Consider the following 2,509-nt stretch of genomic DNA (forward strand, 5'->3'; position numbering starts at 1 on the left):
AATGCCCAGGTGGTAGCGGCTGACGTCCAGTTGCCCGCCGCTTAGCAAAACTTCATGCGCGGTGTTGTTGCCGCCGCTGGCGGCCACCTCGATGCGGCCGCTGGCGTCCAGTGTGTGGGTGCCGCCACCGCTGAACAGGAGGCCGATCGCTTGAGCGTTGCCGCCAGTGCCGGCCTTGGCGCTGACGTGCATCAGTCCGTGGTGTTCGATGGTCGCGTTGTCACCGTTCACGTAGACACCGTAGGCCGCGGCATCTCCTTGCGGGCTACTGGCGGTAACGGTCATCGAGCCATGGTTGGTCAGCGTGCTGTTGTTTGCCTCAAACCATGCCCCGGCGGCGTCGGCGGCCCAAAAATCTGCCCCGGCGGCGTCTCTGGCGCTCTGGGCGGTAACGGTTATCGAGCCGTGGTTGGTCAGCGTGCTGTTGTTTGCCTCAAACTGTGCCCCGGTGGCGTAGGCTGGCCCGTCGCGCCCGGTGCTCTGGGCGGTAACGTCCAGCGAGCCGTGGTTGGTCAGTGTGCCGTTCTCCCCAAAGCGGGCCCCGGTGGCGTCGGTGTACCCATTGCTCCCGGTGCTCTGTGCGGTAACGTGCAGCGAGCCATGGTTGGTTAGCTCGCCGTCGTCCCCAAATGTGGCTCCGGTGGCCTTGTGCAAATTCCCGTCACCCTGTGCGGTAACGTGCAGCGTACCGTGGTTGGCCAACGCGCCGTCGTCCTCAAAGCGGGCTCCGAGGGCTTCGGCATCCCCATCGCCCTGTGCAGTAATCTGCAGCGAGCCGTGGTTGGCTAGCGCGCCGTCGTCCTCAAAGCGGGCTCCGAGGGCTTCGGCATCCCCATCGCCCTGTGCAGTAATCTGCAGCGAGCCATGGTTGGTTAGCTCGCCATCGTCCCAAAATGTGGCTCCGGTGGCGTCGGCATCCCCATCGCCCTGTGCGGACACGTGCAGCGAGCCGTGGTTGGCCAGCGCGCCGTCGTTCCTAAATGTGGCTCCGGTGGCGTTGACGTCCCCGTCGCCCTGTGCGGTAACGTGCAGCGAGCCTTGGTTGGTCAGCGCGCCGTCGTGCCCAAAGTAGGCTCCGGTGGCAGCGTAAAGATACCCGTCGCCCTGTGCGGACACGTGCAGCATGCCGTGGTTGGCCAGCGCGCCGCGATTACCAAAGTGAGCCCCGGTGGCGTAGGCGCCCCCACTGCCCTGTGCGGTAACGTGCAGCGAGCCGTGGTTGGCCAACATGCCGTCGCCCGCAAATATGGCCCCGGTGGCGGAGACGAACCCGTTGCCCTGTGCGGACACGTGCAGCGAGCCGTGGTTGGTCAGCGTGCCGTTGTCCCCAAATCTGGCCCCGGTGGCCTCGTGCAAATACACACCGTTGCCCTGTGCGGACACGTGCAGCGAGCCGTGGTTGGTCAGCGTGCCGTCGTCCCCAAAGTAGGCCCCGGTGGCGGTGTAAGCATTCCCGTTGCCCTGTGCGGACACGTGCAGCGAGCCGTGGTTGGTCAGCGTGCCGTCGTCCCCAAAGTAGGCCCCGGTGGCGGTGTAAGCATTCCCGTTGCCCTGTGCGGACACGTGCAGCGAGCCCTGGTTGGTCAGCGTGCTGTCGTTCCCAAATATGGCCCCGGTGGCCTTGTGCAAATTCCCGTCGCCCTGTGCGGACACGTGCAGCGAGCCGTGGTTGGTCAGCGTGCTGTCGTCCCCAAATATGGCCCCGGTGGCGTCGTGCAAATACCCGTCGCCCTGTGCGGTAACGTGCAGCGAGCCGTGGTTGGCCAGCGCTCCGTAGTTACCAAATGTGGCCCCGGTGGCGTAGGCATCTCCGTCGCCCTGTGCGGACACGTGTAGCGAGCCGTGGTTGGCCAGCGTGCCATCGTCCCCAAATGTGGCCCCGGTGGCCTCGTGCAAATACCCGTCGCCCTGTGCGGACACGTGTAGCGAGCCGTGGTTGGCCAGCGCTCCGTGGTTACCAAAGTGAGCCCCGGTGGCGTCGGTATCCCCGTCGCCCTGTGCGGCAATGTGCAGCGTGCCGTGGTTGACGAAGCTCGCGCCGTTGGCGGCGCTGATCACGCCGCGTGCTCTAGCGGTCGCTGTGTTGCTGCCATTGACCGTCAGCGAGAGCTGGCCGCGGTTGCCGCCGCTGCCGGCTAGGCCCAGCAGGAGGAGTTCGCTGCCGTCTGCCGGTGCGTCCAACTCGAAGACATGGGTGCCGTCCTGCCACTGTCCGTCGCCGAGGACGGGGAGTAGCGGCACGAAGGGGTCAAACGGGTTGGCGTATGCCGGGCTGCCGATCAGCAGCAGAGCGAGGGCGAGTGGCGTTAGCCGAATGTGTATGATAGGGAGCATACATGCTTACCTGTATCGAATATTAAATACAGATAGCATGCAAGTGTTCTCATAATCTTGTGTTGAGATGAATCAATATCCTAATGGAATTCAAATATTCCTACGAAAATCTTAATAGAATTAATCTACAATTGAGGCGTACAAGCGTCCCATCTGTAATCCCAAGATGAAACGG

General features: G+C 63.7%; 1 protein-coding gene. It reads right to left on the reverse strand.

Features of this window, described 5'->3' with window-relative positions; translation table 11 throughout:
- Positions 1 to 2,334, reverse strand: a 2,334-nt coding sequence (locus tag M3P88_RS15760; protein ID WP_249616944.1) for a beta strand repeat-containing protein, incomplete at its 3' end; no start/stop codon positions are given.
- Positions 2,335 to 2,509 lie beyond the last annotated feature (175 nt).

Source organism: Craterilacuibacter sp. RT1T (genome assembly GCF_023502145.1).
Lineage (GTDB): Bacteria > Pseudomonadota > Gammaproteobacteria > Burkholderiales > Chromobacteriaceae > Craterilacuibacter.